The 13,644-nt window shown below is 71.8% G+C and carries 13 protein-coding genes; 8 read left to right on the forward strand and 5 right to left on the reverse strand.

Annotated elements, in window-relative coordinates; translation table 11 throughout:
- The first annotated feature begins 192 nt into the window (after window positions 1–192).
- From ACGFYP_RS00980 to ACGFYP_RS00990, 3 genes are read left to right on the forward strand one after another with little or no spacing between them, the layout of a single operon-like run.
- Window positions 193–462: a hypothetical protein gene (locus ACGFYP_RS00980; RefSeq protein ID WP_393485157.1), complete on the forward strand. Its 270-nt coding sequence runs from the start codon at window positions 193–195 to the stop codon at window positions 460–462.
- Complete coding sequence (locus tag ACGFYP_RS00985; RefSeq protein ID WP_393485158.1) at window positions 456–1,052, forward strand: RNA polymerase sigma factor; 597 nt, start codon at window positions 456–458, stop codon at window positions 1,050–1,052. The genes ACGFYP_RS00980 and ACGFYP_RS00985 overlap by 7 nt, the downstream gene beginning before the upstream one ends.
- Window positions 1,031–2,767, forward strand: coding sequence for an IclR family transcriptional regulator C-terminal domain-containing protein (locus ACGFYP_RS00990; protein ID WP_393485159.1), 1,737 nt, complete (start codon window positions 1,031–1,033; stop codon window positions 2,765–2,767). Before ACGFYP_RS00985 ends, ACGFYP_RS00990 begins: the two co-directional genes overlap by 22 nt.
- An 88-nt stretch (window positions 2,768–2,855) precedes the next feature.
- Here the strand turns inward: ACGFYP_RS00990 and ACGFYP_RS00995 are convergent, their stop codons facing one another.
- Entirely contained in the window at window positions 2,856–3,827 is a 972-nt protein-coding gene (locus ACGFYP_RS00995) for an alpha/beta hydrolase (RefSeq protein WP_393485160.1), read from the reverse strand.
- A 246-nt stretch (window positions 3,828–4,073) separates the two neighbouring features.
- On the opposite strand from ACGFYP_RS00995, the gene ACGFYP_RS01000 reads away from it, so the two are divergent.
- Entirely contained in the window at window positions 4,074–5,339 is a 1,266-nt protein-coding gene (locus ACGFYP_RS01000) for an MFS transporter (RefSeq protein ID WP_393485161.1), read from the forward strand.
- Here ACGFYP_RS01000 and cynS read toward each other — a convergent pair.
- Both cynS and ACGFYP_RS01010 read right to left on the reverse strand, forming a co-directional pair.
- Window positions 5,299–5,769 carry a cyanase gene (cynS, locus tag ACGFYP_RS01005; protein WP_393485162.1) on the reverse strand — a complete coding sequence of 157 codons (471 nt, stop codon included), beginning with the start codon at window positions 5,767–5,769 and terminating at the stop codon, window positions 5,299–5,301. The two genes, ACGFYP_RS01000 and cynS, sit on opposite strands and share 41 nt — an antisense overlap.
- A gap of 107 nt (window positions 5,770–5,876) precedes the next feature.
- The gene (locus ACGFYP_RS01010) at window positions 5,877–6,464 is read right to left on the reverse strand and encodes a carbonic anhydrase (RefSeq protein WP_393485163.1); all 588 of its coding nucleotides are present in this window, start codon (window positions 6,462–6,464) and stop codon (window positions 5,877–5,879) included.
- A gap of 129 nt (window positions 6,465–6,593) precedes the next feature.
- On the opposite strand from ACGFYP_RS01010, the gene cynR reads away from it, so the two are divergent.
- Entirely contained in the window at window positions 6,594–7,496 is a 903-nt protein-coding gene (cynR, locus tag ACGFYP_RS01015; RefSeq protein ID WP_393485164.1) for a transcriptional regulator CynR, read from the forward strand.
- A gap of 125 nt (window positions 7,497–7,621) precedes the next feature.
- Here cynR and ACGFYP_RS01020 read toward each other — a convergent pair whose 3' ends face one another.
- Window positions 7,622–8,056, reverse strand: a complete 435-nt coding sequence (locus tag ACGFYP_RS01020; RefSeq protein WP_393485165.1) for an ester cyclase — start codon at window positions 8,054–8,056, stop codon at window positions 7,622–7,624.
- Window positions 8,057–8,251: 195 nt separating this feature from the next.
- Between ACGFYP_RS01020 and ACGFYP_RS01025 the strand changes: the two genes are divergently transcribed.
- Window positions 8,252–9,379 carry an MBL fold metallo-hydrolase gene (locus ACGFYP_RS01025; RefSeq protein WP_393485166.1) on the forward strand — a complete coding sequence of 376 codons (1,128 nt, stop codon included), beginning with the start codon at window positions 8,252–8,254 and terminating at the stop codon, window positions 9,377–9,379.
- A 43-nt stretch (window positions 9,380–9,422) separates the two neighbouring features.
- On the opposite strand, the gene ACGFYP_RS01030 is transcribed toward ACGFYP_RS01025, so the two are convergent.
- Complete coding sequence (locus tag ACGFYP_RS01030; RefSeq protein WP_393485167.1) at window positions 9,423–11,681, reverse strand: MMPL family transporter; 2,259 nt, start codon at window positions 11,679–11,681, stop codon at window positions 9,423–9,425.
- Between the two features lie 374 nt (window positions 11,682–12,055).
- On the opposite strand from ACGFYP_RS01030, the gene ACGFYP_RS01035 reads away from it, so the two are divergent.
- Together ACGFYP_RS01035 and ACGFYP_RS01040 are read left to right on the forward strand one after the other, a co-directional pair.
- Window positions 12,056–12,583, forward strand: coding sequence for a toxin-antitoxin system HicB family antitoxin (locus ACGFYP_RS01035; RefSeq protein ID WP_393485168.1), 528 nt, complete (start codon window positions 12,056–12,058; stop codon window positions 12,581–12,583).
- A 147-nt stretch (window positions 12,584–12,730) separates the two neighbouring features.
- Window positions 12,731–13,621: a DUF4097 domain-containing protein gene (locus ACGFYP_RS01040; RefSeq protein ID WP_393485169.1), complete on the forward strand. Its 891-nt coding sequence runs from the start codon at window positions 12,731–12,733 to the stop codon at window positions 13,619–13,621.
- The last annotated feature ends 23 nt before the right edge of the window (window positions 13,622–13,644 follow it).

Raw genomic sequence — 13,644 nt, forward strand, 5'->3', positions numbered from 1 at the left:
TTCCGGGGTGAACCAGGGGCGGCTGACCAGGGGCGACCGAGCCCTGCGGGTCAAGGTCGGTCAATTCCGCACAGCTGCCCGATCACTTTCGGAGCATTGCGGTCCTGGGGGGAGAACTGGCCGTCGTCGGCCGTCTGTGAGGCAAGGGCGCGGTACCTGCGTCCCCTTCGGAGCAGATGGAGAACGACTCAGATGACGGCGCCCTTCGAGTGGACCGGGCTCGCCCCGGCGTTGACGAGCGTGGTGATCCCCGGACTCGCCGCCGCTGTGCACCTGTACGTGGACCGGCGGCGGTCCCGGGGCGGCACCGAGCGGCCCGCCGCCGACCGGCGGGACGCACCGGGTTCCTCGACGCGGGCACCCCGGCACGCCGGGGCGGCCACGCACGTCACCGTCGAGGTCGTGGTGGTGTCGGATGCGGCAGGCCGCCCGTCCTCGGCGAAGGAGCGCGCCCCGTGGTAGACGGCGAGACGAGGCAGGCCCCACGCGCGGTGGACGGAGGGGTCGGACAGCGGCTGTACGACCACTACACGGTGTTCATGGGCCGGGAGCCGCTCTTCCTGCGCAGGCGGACCGACGAGAAGCTCTCCCTCCAGGCCTGCCAGGACGTGGCGCAGGAGGCGTTCCTGCGGGTGGCGCGCAAGGCCGCGAAGGGCGAGCTGGACGAGAAGGTGAACGTCCCGGCCTATCTACGGACGGCCGCCTGGAACCTGGCCAGGGACCGGCTCCGCAGCGAGGGCAGGCTGGAGCTCGCGGGCGACGGCCTGACGGTCTCCCTGCCCGAACAGCGGCAGGCGGTGGGCGAGTTCGACCCCCTGGAGGACCTCGTGCTGCCCGCCATCGACGCGATGCCGCAGAGCCGGCGCCGCCAGGTCGTACGGCTCCAGAGCCAAGGGCTCAGCGACGTGCAGATCGCGGCCTCGCTCGGCATGCGGACGGACCGACTCCACCGGGAGCGGCACAAGGCGGTGGCCGAACTGCGGGACGCGCTGGGCGCGTTCATCCGCGACGAGCACCGAAGGACGACACGATGCTTGAAGAAGGACAGGTGACGGTTGTGAGCCGCTTCAACGAGGTCAGCGGCGGCCGCCCGACGCCGGACGTCCCGGCCGGGCTCGTGGAACTGATCGGCCGGCTCGCCGGGCCCCCGGACTTCTGGGACCGGCCCGACGGGACGTTCGGCCCTCTGGCCGAGACGTACGAGACGGGCCGCGAGGACCGCGAGCGGGCGAACTCGCTCTACCGGCTGGGCTCGAAGGCCCTCGGCCGGAACGAGTTGACGAGCGCGGCGCAGTGGCTGGGCGAGGCCGCGGCCGTCGGCCACCCGGGGGCCCTGTTCCGGCTCGCCGTGGTCGCCCTGCGGGCCGGCGGGGAATGGGCCGACGACGCGAGCTACCTGGTCGCCGAGGCGGCCCGGCACGGACACGGGGACGCGGCCCGGCTGCTCGCCGCCCTCGGGAACCGGCGTCCGGCCCCCGGGACGGCGACGCCCCTGTGCGAGGACACCGAGTTCTTCGAGGAGGTCCGCACCCGGCTCGGCGTGCCCGAGCACATGCTCGCCGCGCGGACCCACGTCGAGCCCGAGGCCCCTCCGGCCGGGGCGGCCGCCGAGGCGGGGTCGGTCGCGGGTGGGGAACTCGAAGCACAGCCACAACTCTTCCTCGTACCGGCGCCGCAGGTGCCGAACGAGTACCGGCATCCGCCGACGGACGCCGTCGGGGCGCAGAACTGGCGGCCACGGCTGACGGCGCTGCCGGGCGGCCAGGAGACTGGGCCTGCGCTCCCTTTGCCCGAGCTCCCGGCCGAGACTGGTGCGGTGTTCCCGGCCGAGTCCGCCGCCGTCTTCCCCTCCGAGTCCGCCGGCGTGTGCATGCCGCTCCAGGCGACCGGCACGGGCCGGCGGGCCGAGGAGCCCTGGTGGTCGGCGAACGCCCTGCGGCCGGCCGTCCTCAACGACATGGCCAGGCGGTACCTCTCCCCCGCCGTGATCCCGGCCAGATGGCAGGCCACCCAACGGGCCAGGGACCTGCTCCACCTCATCGTGGGCGCGGGCGGCGCGGACACCCGGACCCTCGCGCAGCGCGCGGGGATGTCCCTGAACGCGACCGCTCTGCTCCTGGAGTGGCTGCGGGGCCAGGGTCTTGTCGTCACCGTCGCCGGCGTCCACCACACCGGACCGGTCATGGAACTGGTCACCGAACCCGACCCCGGCCGCCTGCTGCTCAAGAAGACCCTGGCCGGTCTGCGCGACGAACTCGACGCCGCCGTCTACCTCAGCAGCTACACGGACGGCGAGATCCGCATCCACGAGGCCGCGCACAGCGCGACCGCCCCGCCGGTCGACGAGTGGGCTCCGTTCACCGACACCGGCCACGCCAGCGCCGTCGGCAAAAGCCTCCTGGCCCAGCTCGACTTCGACTCCCGCATGGACCATCTCACCCGCTACCCCTCGATCCAGCTCACCGACCGCACCATCACCAACCCGCGCGCCCTGATCGAGACCCTCGACGGACACGGCCCGCACGCGGCCCAGTTCGACCTGCTCGAATACTCCAGGACGGAGGTGTGCGTGGCGTACTCGCTCGGGCTGCCCGGCCGGGCCACGAGCGTCGCCCTTTCCCTGCCGGCCCACCGGCACCCACGCCTCCTTGCCGCCGCCCACTCTTTGAGCCGCCGCGCCACGGGCCTCCTCCTCGCCCAGCTCCTCACGGAGGACAACCCCCCGGCCGACACCACGACACCGGAGCCTCGCCGTGCTCTGCCCTGAGGCCGGCCCGGATCCGGATGGCGCCCCCGACCGCCCGGATCCGGGTGACGGGCTGCCGGGCCGGGCCGACGGCTGGTCAGACGGCTGGTCAGACGGTGTCGAGGGCCTTGCGGAGCGCGTCCACTGCCAGGGTGATCGCGGCCTCGGCGCCCTCGGTGCCGCGCAGGCCGTCGAGCATGACGAAGTCGTGGACGACGCCCTGGACGCGGACGGCGGTGACCGGGACCCCGGCCTCGCGCAGCTTGTTCGCGTACGCCTCGCCCTCGTCGCGCAGCACATCGGCCTCTGCCGTGATGACGACCGCCCGCGGCAGCCCGGTGAGCTGCTCGGTGGTGGCGCGCAGCGGGGACGCGGTGATCTGCGCGCGGTCCTCCTCGCTCGTCGTGTACTGGTCCCAGAACCACTTCATGCCTTCGCGCCGGAGAAAGTAGCCCTCGGCGAACCGGTGGTACGAATCGGTGTCGAAGGCCGCGTCCGTGACCGGGTAGAAGAGCACCTGCGCGGCCGGCGACACGTCACCGCGCTCCTTCGCCATCAGCGTCAGCGCGGCGGACATGTTGCCGCCGACCGAGTCGCCGGCCACCGCGAGCCGGGTCCCGTCGAGGCCGCGGTCCGCGCCCTGGTTCACGACCCACTGGGCGACGAGGTAGTTCTGCTCGATGGCCACCGGGTAGCGGACCTCGGGCGACCGGTCGTACTCGGGGAAGACGACGGCCGCGCGGACGCCGACGGCCAGCTCGCGCACCAGACGGTCGTGGGTGTGGGCGTCGCCGAAGACCCAGCCGGCGCCGTGGATGTAGAGGACGACGGGCAGCGGACCCTCGTGCCCGGCCGGGCGGACGATCCGCACCCGGACGCTGCCCGTCGGACCACCCTCGACCGTCACCCACTCCTCGTCGATCTCCGGCTTCGCGACGGCGCCGTCCTGCGCCTCGTCGAGCGCCTTGCGGCCCTCGTCCACGGGAAGCTGGTACAGGAACGGTGGCTTGGCCGACGCCGCGGCGAGCTCCGCCGCGGCCTGCTCCAGCACGGGCCGGTTCCTGATCTGCTCGTCGTCCATCGCGAACTGCCTTCCTCGTACACGTCCCGGGTCCCGGGCAGCGGGAGTGCAATCCTCGCGTGGCCCTCGGGGGCCTGCTCCTCGGACACGCGGGCGGCGGCCCGTCCGGCCGAGCGCCCCATCGAGGTGATCCCGACACCGCTCGCGGCCGTTGACGGAGGACGCGGTCCTCGGGGGCGGGAGCGGGCGGGTGATGATGTACGGCGTGACATCGACGACCGGTCCCCGCCCCGCCTGCGGGTCGCTGTGAGGCGGCGGGCGCTGGGGCCGCGGTTCGGGCGGTTGTGGGCGGCGTACGCCGTCAGCGCGTACGGGACCTCGCTCGGGTTCGGCGCGTTTCCGCTGATCGCGGTGCTCGTGCTCGACTCCGGGCCGGCCCAGGTGGCGGCGCTGGCCGCCGCGGGGCGGGCCGTGGGGGCCCTGGTGGCGGTGCCGCTCGGGCCGTGGGTGGAGTTCCGCCGGAAGCGGCCGGTCATGGTGGCGATGGACCTGACGCGGTTCGCGGCGTTGATGAGCGTCCCGGCCGCGTTCGCGCTCGGACGGCTCGGCTTCGTCCAGCTCCTCGTCGTCGCCGTCGTGGTCGCCGCGGCCGACATCGCCTTCAGGGCGGCCTCCGGCGCGTATCTGAGGACGCTCGTGCCACCGGAGGACCTGCTCGTCGCGAACGGCCGGTTCGAGTCCACTACGTGGAGCGCGACCATGGTCGGGCCACCGCTGGGAGGGGCCGCGATCGGGATGTTCGGCCCGGTGACGACCGTGATGGCCGACGGGGTCAGCTACCTGCTCTCGGCCCTCGGCATCCGTTCCATCGGCGGGACGGAACCGCGCCCCGAGCGGACGGCCGGACCGCGGCTGCGCGCGGGCGACCTGTTCGAGGGATGGCGCCACATCCTCACCCATCCCACGTTGCGCCCGCTCTTCCTCAACGCGATCGCGGTCAACGGCCTGATCATGGCCCCCGAGCCGCTGCTCGCCCTGCTCCTGCTGCGCGAACTCGGCTTCGCCCCTTGGCAGTACGGTCTCGTCTTCGCGGTCCCCTGCCTCGGCGGCCTCGTCGGCGCCCGCCTCGCGCACCGGCTCGTGGCCCGGTACGGGCAGCGAAGGATGCTCCTCACGGCCGGAACGCTGCGTGCCGTGTGGCCCTTGGGACTGGCGTTCGTCCAGCCTGGCGTCCCCGGGATCGTCCTCGTCATCACCGTCCAGTTCGGCCTGGTGACCTGCTGCGGCCTGTACAACCCGGTCCTCGCGACCTACCGGCTCCAGCACACCGGCCCCGCCCGCCTCGCCCGTACCTTGGCCGCCTGGTCGATCAGCACGAGCGCCTCCATCGCGGTCCTGACCGCCGCGTGGGGCCTCCTGGCCGTCGCCACCGGCCCCCGCACCGCGATCGCGGCCGCCGGCGCCCTCCTCCTGGCCACCCCCCTCCTGCTCCCCCGCCCCGAGCCCGGCGACCCGACCGCCTGGACGACCCTCAGAAGGGCTTGGTCGGCAGGTACTTGCCGTCCAAGGTGATCACGGCGCGCTCGCCGCCCTCGGGGTCGGCGACCTTCCGTACGTCCAGCTTGAAGTTGATCGCGGAGATGATGCCGTCGCCGAACTGCTCGTGGACCAGCGCCTTGAGGGTGGTTCCGTAGACCTGGAGCATCTCGTAGAAGCGGTAGATCGTCGGGTCGGTGGGGATGCCGCCGGGGATCGAGCCACGGGTCGGCACGGTCCGGAGCAGCATGGCCGCGTCCTCCCCGAGGTCGAGCAGCTCGGCGACCGCGGTGGCGGACTTCTCCGGCAGGGTGTGCTGGCCCAGGACGGCGGCGGTCACGTAGGCGACCGACAGTTCGGCGGCGTCGGCGATCTGCTGCCAGCTGAGGTCCTTGCGCGTCTTGGCCTCGACCGCGCGAGCGGCGAGAACCTGGCGGGCGGTGGGGTCGAACTGTGCGTGCATCATGAGCGGTCTTCCTTCTGTCGAACGTTGCGGATGTTGCGGGTGTTGTGGATGTTGCGGGTGTTGCGGATGGATCCGATGGATCGGCTGGACCCCATGAAGGGTGTGGATCAGGCGGCGATCGGGGCGCCGGTCGTGGCGAGTTCCTCGACGTGGCCGGTGCCGATGTCGTAGACCCAGCCGTGGAGGGTGAGCGCGTTCCGCGCGAGGGCCCGGGCGACGGAGGGGTGGGTCGCCAGATTCGTCAGCTGCGCGGCCACGTTCTGGCGTACCAGAGCCGGTACGTCACCGGGTGCGAGGGTGCGGGCCCGCAAGACGTCCGCATGCCGTAGCCAGCCGGCGACCGCCGGAGTGGCGTCCAGGTCGTGCCCCTCGGCCAAGGCGGTCATCGCGCCGCAGGCCGAGTGTCCGCAGACCACGACGCGGGAGACACCCAGCGCCGCGACGGCGTACTCGACGCTCGCCGCGACCCCGTCCGCGCTCTGCTGATGGGCGGGGACGAGGTTGCCGGCCGTACGGACGACGAACAGCTCCCCCGGCTCGCTGCCGGTGATCAGCTCCGGGACGACCCGGGCGTCGGAACAGCCGATGAACAGCGTGTGCGGTGCGTGATGCGAGGCCAGGTGACCGAACAGCCGCGCCTTCGCGGGGAAGACGTCCCGCTGAAACCGCGCGACGCCCTCGGCGAGGTCCGACATGGCGACACTCCCTCTCTGTGGTCCACAGGGCCCGTGTGCCCCGATGAGATCCACCATGCACGACCTGCACCTATAGCGTCCAAGACGTACTAAACCTGACTCCCATAGGCGACATCTATAATCGATCCCATGGCACTCGAACTGCGGCACGTGCGCTATCTGCTCGCGGTGGCCGAGCACGGCAGCTTCACCCGGGCCGCCGAAGACCTGCGGATCTCCCAGCCGACCCTGTCCCAGCAGGTCAGACAGCTTGAACGCGCGTTGGGCGTCCAGCTCCTGAACCGCACGGGACGCACCGTGCGCCTCACAGACGCGGGGCAGGTCTACGCCGACCACGCCCGGCGCGCGCTACGCGACCTCGCCGCCGCCGAACGCGCCGTCCATGATGTTCAGGACCTCACCCGCGGCCACCTGCGTCTCGGGGTCACCCCCACCTTCACGGCGTACCTCGTCGGCCCCCTCACCGCCGAGCTCCACCATCGCCACCCCGGCATCACCCTCACGGTGACGGAGGCATCCCAGGACCGCGTGGAGTCCGCGCTCCTGGCCGACGAACTCGACCTCGGCATCGCGTTCACCGACGGCGCCGCGCACCTGCCCGGCATCACGGTCACACCGCTGTTCACCGAAGCCCTCACGCTCGTCACCGGCGAGCCCCGGAACACGGCGGCCGCCCAGGAGCCGACACCGGTCCACGCCCTCAAGGAACGACAACTGGCGCTGCTCAGCAGCGACTTCGCCACGCGCGGTCACATCGACGCCTACTTCGCCGACCATCGGGTGAGTCCCCGCATCACCGTCGAGGCCAACTCCATCCAGGCCCTCACCGAGATCGTCCGACGCACCGACCTGGCCACGGTCCTGCCCGATGCCATCACCCACGACCACCCCCACCTGAGCCCCGTCCCCCTCGCCCCGCCCCTCCCCACTCGCACGGTCGCCCTGCTGCACCGCGACGCCACCTACCGCAGCGCCGCCACCCGCGCGTTCACCCGACTCACCCACGACCTGGTACGGGAGCGCGGCTACTGAGGGCGTGGGCGCACGCCGCCGCGACGAGACGGCCCTCGGCAGCGAGCCGCCGGTCACGGTGCACCGGACCAGCGGCTGACGTCACCCCGCACCCGCCGAGGCGGACGCCGGCCGGGCCGGCACGGTCAGTGCCCTGTCGGCTCCGGCGAGATCTGCCGCATGAGGCCGATCATGTCCGGAGCGACCCACTCCTCGGCGACCTTGTCGCCCTCGACGCGGTAGATCTCGATGCTCCGGAAGCTCACCGGCCGGCCCGTCGCCTCGACGCCCTGGAAGGTGCCCCGGTGCGTGCCCTCGAAGTGGACCCTGACCGCGACCTTGTCGTCGACGCCGAACATGTCCTCGACGGTGATCTTCAGGTCGGGGAATCCCTCCCACATGGCCTGCGCCCCCAGCCGCCAGATCTCCCGGCCGTGCATCGGGTCGGGCAGCCCGGGGAGGTTGGCGGTGAAGTCCTCCGTCAGCAGATCGACGCACGCGTCGACATCGCCGCTCTCCAGCGTCTTGTAGGCGGTGCGCATCAGGGCCAGGTTCAGGTTCTTCTCCGTGGTGGTGTTCATCTCGAATGTCCTCTCCAGGGGGTTTCCCGATCCAGGGGCCTTCCGACGTGCGCGGTGACCGCTCCGATCGGCGTGGTTCTCAGTAGAAACCCTGTCGCAACGTCAAGGTCAAGCAGCTCGTACCGAGGCGACGGGACGCATGGTCCGGCGTACGCTCGGCCGCAGGGGACTCATGGCGTGCCGGCGGGAGGACTCGTGACCGCGCTCGGTGATTCCGTCGAGATCGACGACAGGACATTGCTGGTCCTCGGGCAGGGCCTGGACGTCACGCACGATCAGCCGGACGTCGCCAACGCCCTCGTGCACCGGGCCGGCGACACCCTGGTGCTGGTCGACACCGGCGCCACTGCCGCCTTCCGCTCCGCACTCCGGGATGCGGCCGACCGGTTGGGGCCCTGGTCACGGGCGTTGGTCCTGACCACGCACGGCCATCCCGACCACATCGCCAACAACGACCTGGCCGACGAGCTGGGTGTACCGGTCGAGCACTACGTCCCCGCGCTCGACCTCGACCAGATGCGGGACCCGACGTCGTACTGGGTGCGGTCCTTCCAGCGCATCACCGGCCTGGCGCCCCTCCCCGGGTCCGCGACCGACTCCTCGACCGACTCCTCGACCGGGTCCGCGAACGGATCCACGCCCGAGTCCACGCCCGCGCCCGCACTGGCGGCCGACCGGGTCCTGTCGCTGTTCCAGCCGATGCGGCCCTTCGGCGCGACGACCCGGACCTTCGAGGAGCGACCGCTGGAGCGGGTACGAATCGGCTCGCTCCGGTTCTCCGGCTGGACCTTCGCCGACGGCGCGGTCCGCGTGCTGCGCAGCCAGGGCCACTGCGCGGGACACGTGATCGTGCACCTGAGGGACTGCGGCGTCCTTCACCTGTCCGACGAGGGCAACGGAGCCTGCGGCGCGATGGCAGACGCCGACCAGCTCAAGATCCAGACCGCGCTCGGCGCCGTCGCCCACCTCTTCCAGGAGGGAGAAGCCGAACTCCTCACCGACGGGCACACCTTCGCCGTACGCCGTGGCGCCGAGGCGGTAACCCACCTGGACGGACTCCTCGAACAGGCCAGCCTCCTACAGACGGCGGCACTCGAACTGACCAGGGAATCCAGGCAGGTTCGACCGAGTACGTTCCTCGCGCGCTTCGCGGAAGCCATCGCCGCACTGGGGGTCGGCGGCGCCAACCCGAACGCGATGTTCACCGCCATGATGGCGGTCAACCAGCTCCGCGAGCTCGGGCTACGGCCGGAGTCCGACGCCATCGACGCGTACTGGTCCCGACCGGCGCTCCGGATCCACGCGTCGGGCCCAGCGGCATGAAGCCGCTGGGCCCGAGTTCGCATATTCGAGTCAACCCTGGCCGTCAGTCGACCAGTTCACGCTCGCGGCGCTCGGCGCGCGGAGTCGCCACCCGCCCGGACGGGGCCATGTGGGAGAGCTTCTCGCCCTCGACGTCGAGGTTGGGCAGCAGTCGGTCCAGCCAACGCGGCAGCCACCAGGCGCTCTTGCCGAGCAGGGCGAACAGGGCGGGCACGATCGTCATGCGGACGATGACGGCGTCGAAGAGCACCGCGGCCGCCAGGCCGAAGCCGATCATCTTGATGAAGTCGTTGTCCTCCACGATGAATCCGGAGAACACGCTGATCATGATGGCGGCGGCCGCGGCCACCACCCTGCCGCCGTAGCGGAAGCCGGTGACGACGGCCTCGGAGGGCCGCGCCCCGTGGACGTACGCCTCGCGCATGCGGGTCACGAGGAACACCTCGTAGTCCATCGCGAGGCCGAAGACCACACCGATCATGAAGATCGGCATCGTGCTCATGATCGGGCTCGGCTGATCGACCCCGAAGACATCGGCGAGCCAGCCCCACTGGAAGACCGCCACCACCGCGCCGAGCGCCGCCGTCACGGAGAGGAGGAAGCCCAGGGCCGCCTTGAGCGGGACGAGGATCGAGCGGAAGACCACCATCAGCAGCAGGAACGCCAGGCCGACGACGAGGGCGAGGTAGGGAAGCAGCGCGTCGTTCAGGGTCTGCGAGAAGTCGATGAACATGGCAGTCTGACCGGTGACCAGCACCTCGGCACCGGTGTCGGCCCGGAAGCCGTCGGCGAGGCCGCGGAGCGAGCGGACCAGGTCCTCGGTCGCGCCGTCGGTGGGACCGGTCGTCGGGACGACGTTGAGGATCGCGGTGTCACCGGCCGCGTTGGGCGTGGCCGGGGTGACGACTGCGACGCCGTCCTGCTCGGCCAGTCGCTCGCCGACCGTCTTGGCGGCGGCCGCCGCGTCCGGGCCCACGACGATGACCATCAGCGGCCCGTTGAACCCGTCACCGAAGGACTCCGACAGCAGGTCGTAGGCCTTGCGCTGGGTGGTGTCGGGGGCCATGGTCCCCTCACCGGGCAGACCGAGCTCCAGGCTGGCGGCGGGCACGGCGACCGCGCCGAGGCCTACGACGGCCAGGAGCAGCACGGCGACGGGGTGTCGCAGGACGTAACTGGCCCAGCGGGAGCCGAGGTTGGGCTTGCGGTGCGCGTCCTTCTCTGCCTGCTTGGCGGCCTTGCGCTGCCGGCGGGGGCTGAGCGGCTTGCCGGAGAAGCGCGCACGGTCGCGGCGGCGCAGCACCTTGACCGGAGCGAAGGCGAGCAGGGCCGGTACGAGGGTGAGGGCGACGAGTACGGCGATGGCGACGGTGCCGGCGGCGGCCAGGCCCATCTTGGTGAGCATCGGGATGTTCACTATGGCCAGGCCCGCGAGGGCCACGATGACGGTGAGCCCGGCGAAGACGACCGCGGAGCCCGCGGTACCGACCGCCCGCCCGGCCGCGTCCGCCCGCTCGCGGCCCTCGGTGAGCTCGGCGCGGTAGCGGGAGACGATGAAGAGTGCGTAGTCGATGCCGACGGCGAGGCCGAGCATCATCGCAAGCGTCGACGTGGTGCTGGACAGACCGAGGGTGGAACCGAGCGCCGTGATCGCGGAGATGCCGACGCCGACGCCGATGAGGGCGGTGAGCAGCGGCATTCCGGCAGCGATCACCGAGCCGAAGGTGAGGACCAGGACGACGGCGGAGACCAGGATGCCGATCTTCTCGCCCGTACCGCTCATGGCGGCGTCGATCTTCACGGCGTCACCGCCGGCCTCGGCGGTCAGGCCGCCGTCGCGGGCCTTGGCCAGTGCGTCGTCGAGCGCGTCGTGCGCCTTGTCGCCGAGCTCGGTCGCGGGGACCTTGTAGGTGGCGATGGCATAGGCGGTGGTGCCGTCCTCGCTCACCGCCCGCGTCGTGAAGGGGTCGCTCACCGAGACCACCTGCGGGGAGCTCTTCAACTGCGCGACCAGCGCCGCGACTTGATCCTTATGCGCGGGGGCGGAGATCTTCCCGCCCTCGGGCGCCCGGACCACGATGCGCGCGCTGGCTCCGTCGGCGCTCGCGGCCGGGAACTTCTCCTCAAGGAGGTCGAAGGCCTTCTGCGACTCCGTACCCGGCATGGAGAAGGTGTCGGCCGGCGGCATCGGCGCGGAGTTGGCGGCGACGCCCGCCCCGCAGAAGATCACCAACCACAGCAGAGCCATCAGCCATCGACGCCGAAAGGCGAGACGGCCGAGTTTGTAGAGGAAGCTAGCCACGGCTGGGAACTCCTGTCAGTGGGCCGGAAAGAGCGGAACGCTACGAAGAGGGGCCGAGCGGCGAGCGGTGACGGGAAGCGGGACCACCACGGGAGGTAACGGGCCACGGGAGGCCACGGGAGGCCACGGAGGGATGACGCCACACGGGCACCCTGATGACTCCCGATGGCCCCTACTGGCTCCGAATGGCGCCAACCTTGCCGCTCAAGTGGTGCCACCATGGCATCACCGTGCCACCAACGCAAGCCACTTCCCGCACCGAAACAGTCCCGCACCACGCCCTGCGAGCGCCGAAATCCCAGGTCAGGACCGTATGCACCACAGAGAAGCCATCATGGCTCGCCATAGCGCCAAGGGTGTGCCATGATGGCGTCATGGACCTCACGCCCTACGTCGACAACCTCCGGCACGAACTCGCCATCGCGGCGGACGCCGGCGGTGAGGAAGCCCGCGCCCTGGCCGAGCGGCTCACCGCCCCCCTGGAGTCCGCCGCCCGGCTCACCCTGCTCAACGCGCTCTCCGCGGCCATGAGCGAGGTCACCCTGGAGCTGGCGCCCGGCTCGGTCGACGTGCGGCTGCGCGGGCTCGACCCCGAGTTCGTGGTGACACCGCCGCCCGCCCCGGAGCCGCCCCAGGAGGCACAGGCCCCGCTCGCTGCCCCTGCCGCGGCCGCGCTGCCCCCGGCGGCCGGGGAGGACGACGGTTCCATGGCGCGGATCAACTTCCGTCTCCCCGCCCACCTCAAGTCCCGCGCCGAGAGCGCCGCGGCGGCGGAAGGCCTGTCGGTCAACGCCTGGCTGGTACGGGCGGTGTCCACCGCCCTCGACGGCCGGGAGCGCACCCATCAGCCGGGCCGCGGCAAGGACTCGGGCAGCCGGGGCTTCACCGGCTGGGTCCGCTAGCCGGACTCCCCCAGGGCCAGGGCCGTCGGCCCGGCCGCCCCGCCCCGCCCCGCCCACTCTCACCGGCGGATCGCCGATCCCGCCGACGTACGCATCACCCGCCTCACCAGCGGGATCACCCACCCGAACCAAGAGGACGGAACCGTCATGCCTACTTTCGACACCCCCGAGCCGATCTCCGCCATCCTCGAACTGGACGCCGGCACCGCCCGTATCACCGCGGGCAAGCGCACCGACACGGTCGTGGAGGTGCTCCCGCGGGACGGCTCGGAGGACAACGACGTACGCGCCGTGCAGCAGACCCAGGTCACGTTCTCGGGCGGCCGACTGACGGTCAAGACGCCCAAGAAGCGGTCCCCGTTCGGCAAGCCCGGCGCCATCGAGGTGAGCATCGAACTGCCCGCCGGATCGAACGTCCGGGGCACCACGGGCATGGGCGGCTTCTTCTGCGAGGGCCGCCTCGGCGAGACCGTGCTCAGGACCGGCCTCGGTGACCTCCAGCTGGACGAGGTGGCGGGCGCCAACCTGAGGACCGACACCGGCGAACTGCGCCTGGCGCGTTCGACCGGGGACATCGAGGTCATCGGCGCGGGCCGGATCGAGATCGGCGCCGTCGACGGTACGGCGACCGTCAAGAACTCCAACGGCACGACGGCGATCGGCGAGGTCACCGGCGACCTGAAGACCAACGCGGCCAACGGCGACATCTCGGTCGGCATCGCGCACGGCAGCGTCGGCGCCAAGTCCGCCAACGGCCGGATCGAGATCGGCGTCGCCCACTCCGGGGTCGAGGCCTCCTCCGCCAACGGCGGCATCCGCGTCGGCGACGTCACCCGCGGCCGGATCGACCTGCGGACCAGCGTCGGCGACCTCGAAGTGGGCATCCACGAGGGCACCGCCGCCTGGCTCGACCTGACGCCCAGGTTCGGCACGGTACGCAACTCGCTCGGCTCGGCCTCCGGCCCCTCGGACTCCGACGAGACCGTCGAGGTGCACGCGCGGACCACGACCGGCGACATCATCATCACCCGCGCCTGACACCCGTACCCGCGGACCCGGCG

Origin of the sequence: Streptomyces sp. NPDC048370, from assembly GCF_043200825.1 — a bacterium.
Lineage (GTDB): Bacteria > Actinomycetota > Actinomycetes > Streptomycetales > Streptomycetaceae > Streptomyces.

What these genes read in the sequence shown, in the direction of transcription:
- ACGFYP_RS01035 (WP_393485168.1), top strand. Translation starts at nt 12,056, where the DNA reads ATGGACCTCACGCCCTACGTCGACAACCTCCGGCACGAACTCGCCATC.
- ACGFYP_RS01040 (WP_393485169.1), top strand. Translation starts at nt 12,731, where the DNA reads ATGCCTACTTTCGACACCCCCGAGCCGATCTCCGCCATCCTCGAACTG.
- ACGFYP_RS00990 (WP_393485159.1), top strand. Translation starts at nt 1,031, where the DNA reads ATGCTTGAAGAAGGACAGGTGACGGTTGTGAGCCGCTTCAACGAGGTC.
- cynS (WP_393485162.1), bottom strand. Translation starts at nt 5,769, where the DNA reads ATGATGCACGCACAGTTCGACCCCACCGCCCGCCAGGTTCTCGCCGCT.
- ACGFYP_RS00980 (WP_393485157.1), top strand. Translation starts at nt 193, where the DNA reads ATGACGGCGCCCTTCGAGTGGACCGGGCTCGCCCCGGCGTTGACGAGC.
- ACGFYP_RS00995 (WP_393485160.1), bottom strand. Translation starts at nt 3,827, where the DNA reads ATGGACGACGAGCAGATCAGGAACCGGCCCGTGCTGGAGCAGGCCGCG.
- cynR (WP_393485164.1), top strand. Translation starts at nt 6,594, where the DNA reads ATGGCACTCGAACTGCGGCACGTGCGCTATCTGCTCGCGGTGGCCGAG.
- ACGFYP_RS01010 (WP_393485163.1), bottom strand. Translation starts at nt 6,464, where the DNA reads ATGTCGGACCTCGCCGAGGGCGTCGCGCGGTTTCAGCGGGACGTCTTC.
- ACGFYP_RS01020 (WP_393485165.1), bottom strand. Translation starts at nt 8,056, where the DNA reads ATGAACACCACCACGGAGAAGAACCTGAACCTGGCCCTGATGCGCACC.